The 3,376-nt window shown below is 30.9% G+C and carries 1 protein-coding gene; it reads left to right on the top strand.

From position 1 onward, the window contains the following. Window positions 1-106 precede the first annotated feature (106 nt). The coding region (locus tag CKF58_RS08190) for an amidohydrolase family protein (RefSeq protein ID WP_222987777.1) at window positions 107-3,376 on the top strand (3,270 nt) is incomplete at its 3' end.

Genomic DNA, 3,376 nt, shown 5'->3' with positions numbered 1-3,376 from the left:
GTTTTCACCTCACACATCTATGACTGTCATGAGCAAAAAACTATTTAAAAATACGATAAAAATACCTTATTCAAGTTTTGAAGCTTTAAATAATATCTATCAAATAATGCTTAGAGCTACAGAACTTGACAGTAAACAATTTGTTAAATTTACTAAACAATCTTGGTTAAACCAAGATTATTCATTTACAGGATCTACTTCATTCAAAGACTCCTATAAATCAATTTTCACTAAATATTACGATGTATACGATTATAGTGTATGTTTAAAAATGTTAGCTGCAGGAATGCTTCATAACATGAATTACTCAAGTGAATTTTTTGAAAATATTAAGAAAAATCCTCATGACAAAGATGTTTTCATTAACTATGAAACTTTCGATTCAGTTAAAACATTGTTGGACAGTGTAAACTCCAACACCCTGCATTACAATATCTTGTTTAGTATTTTAGATCCTGACGTTTCATTAGTATCTCCAATCGATAACCAGATTGTGTCGCCGCATTATACGTATTTTGCTAGTTTAAGCCTTTTACGTATTTTTAACATATCCAACTGGAATACTTGTGGAATAAGGGATTTTACTAAAGACACGCTAAAAAGTCTTGACTACTATAAAAATGATAACTTTATCGGTTTTAACTGTCGTTATAAAATTTCCGGTAAACATGGTGTATTTCCACAGTTACGTAATATTCGAGCTCTAAAACTTTTAGATCTTTACAGCATGCCTGAGCTCATAGCTCTTAATGGCAAGGCTGTACAGTCTGCGGCTGTTTATATTTTCTTCAATTTTACATACTTTAGCAGTGAACAAACTATTGATGACTGCTATATGATTATCGATCGTGAAGGATATATCCTTGAAATCGATGAATTAACCTCAGAAAATATTAGTAAGCTACAACAATTTGAGCCAGATATTATTGATATTTTGCTCAGAAAAAATAAGAATCCGGTTCTAGATACTTACAGTAATACAACCTTTTATGGTAAACGTACAATTGTTATAAATCTTCATCAGTTAACTGTTACCCCTGGATTTATTAATATTAATTTGCATGGAGTTGAAAATCAATTTTTCGAAATGTGTCCAAACTTAGAAACTATTCGAAAAATAACACGACGTGCTTTCCATTACGGCATTACTTCATGGCAATTCAATAATAAGAATATGGCAAATACGATAGCTGATCTTTGGTTAGCTTGGATGTATAAATTTCACTATAAACATCCTGATATTTGTTTAGGTGTTGTTGCAGATGATCCTGAAGGAAGATATCCACTAGTTCAAAATAAATGGCAAAGTAGTGTTAGTCGTAATTTGCCTCAAGAAACTCGATACTACAATCAATTTAACAAATTTATTCGTGCTAATCTTTTAATAAATCAATACTCAAGTTTATTAACTTTAGCTTTATGCAATTATCCGGTTAAAATTGGTGATTTACCAACAGATTTTCTTAAGGAAAAAGGTAGTTCTGATATTAAATATGCTAATGAACACTTATACATGGTAGGTCAGTTCACACCGCAAAAATTCAGACAATACTGTAAAAAATATTATTATGACTATGTTTATGGATCTACTGGCAATAATTCAAATATGGGTAGATACATAGATATTTACAATGCTAATTCCAGATATGATCGTACTTATAGCAGTTATGAACAATATAAGGATTTAGCTGCGTTTCTCATACATACTTCTACTAGCTCTTTTTGTAAAGTTGAAGATTATATAAATTTCGATCTCGAGTTTTTACAAAATAACAATCGAGAAAGAATCCCTTTTACAATCCAAACTAAGAAAATCGGTGAAAATACAGTCAATTTAGTTAAAACCCTAATTAAAGAAGACTTTTTCCTTCATGATAAATTAATAAATACTAGATTTTACCACGATTGTTTTGCACCCCCTGAAAATCATAGAGTAATTCAATCACATAACACCTCTTTGATTGATAACTATTTGTTGCATATTGCTAATATGCGTTACAATTTATTACCAGCCTCTACTTCAATAGATAACTTTGATCAATATCTACAAGATATGAGACTGGATAATAATACTTTTTTCTATATCGATAAAGTAAAATCCGAACTTAAAGACAAGTCGCAAGTTGAAAAGCAATTAAAAAAATCCGTGAAATCAATTTTACGTGAAAATTTCGATAACATTGCTATAAAAGAAATTGAAAAATATCAAGGTAAAAATAATTATCCAGTTAAATCATTAAGCTACTTCGAAGTTAATTGCAAACGTAATATTTACAATTATCTGCAAGTTAAGAACATGGAAGTTAATATAGATCAAAAATCTGATAAACATCCAGTTCCAAAAATTTACCGTACAATTTCTCAACTGAGCAAATTAAACCACCAAAATGAATTAACTAGATCATTTAACATTTATGCTGATTGTTCAATTGTAAATCAACAGTTAAACACTTGCTTTACAGATAAAGCTGTAGCTCTATTTAACTTTAAACCTAAACAGTTGTTACAGTATAACTTTACTGTTCACCATGACCCTAAAGCTGTGGTTATACGATCTCATGAATATGATCAGGGTTACGAGTTTAATAAATTAAGTTTAAGTGTTCTGCCACAAGTAATAATTACTTTTGAGCATGTAGGACGAGAATTTAATGATAAAAGCTACGAGAAAATCTATACGCAACAACAGCATAGACTGTTAACTAAATATACGCATTTACAAGCTGCACATGAGCTTCAAAGTAATTACAAAGGCGGACAAGATATTATTCACAACGAGGCGTTAAAACAAGACATTCTTAATGCTCCAAGCCCAGATAAATATCACTTTTATGATAGTTTAAATGATATTTTTGGTGCTAACTATCTTGCAAATCGCTTTAATATCGATATGGACGCTCAAGACAAGGCTACAAGTAATCCATATGAGTTTATGAGACGCCTTTTCGAGAAAGAAGGGGAAGAAGGTGCTAGAAATGCAATCAAGTACTTCACCTCTAATCCTGCAAAATTATTACGACGTAGCAACAGTTTAGGATCTCTTAAAGAAGGTGCTCTTGCTAACTTCTTAGTGTGGAATCCTGATTTTTCATCATTAGCAAGTACCTGGGTTAATGGTATCTGTGTTAATCGCAATAAATTTTTAGATAAGCTTTCTAATAAAGTTATTGATGATATACTCGAGAAATTTGAATTACTTGTTGATCGCAAGACTAAAGTTAAAGTACCGAGTACTATTAATGCAGGCGTTATTATGCAGCGTGCTACTGAGAAAATCCTTAAAGAACTATATCATGCTGATGAGATTGATGAAGTGAGAGATAATGAAGAATTGATGCTAGCAATATACATGGCATTAATTGTTGCAATAGAGCAA

The organism is Psittacicella hinzii (assembly GCF_003585935.1).
Taxonomy (GTDB): Bacteria; Pseudomonadota; Gammaproteobacteria; order Enterobacterales; family Psittacicellaceae; genus Psittacicella; species Psittacicella hinzii.
Note: the sequence above shows the minus strand (reverse complement) of the source record. Positions and strands in the feature narration are given on the sequence as shown.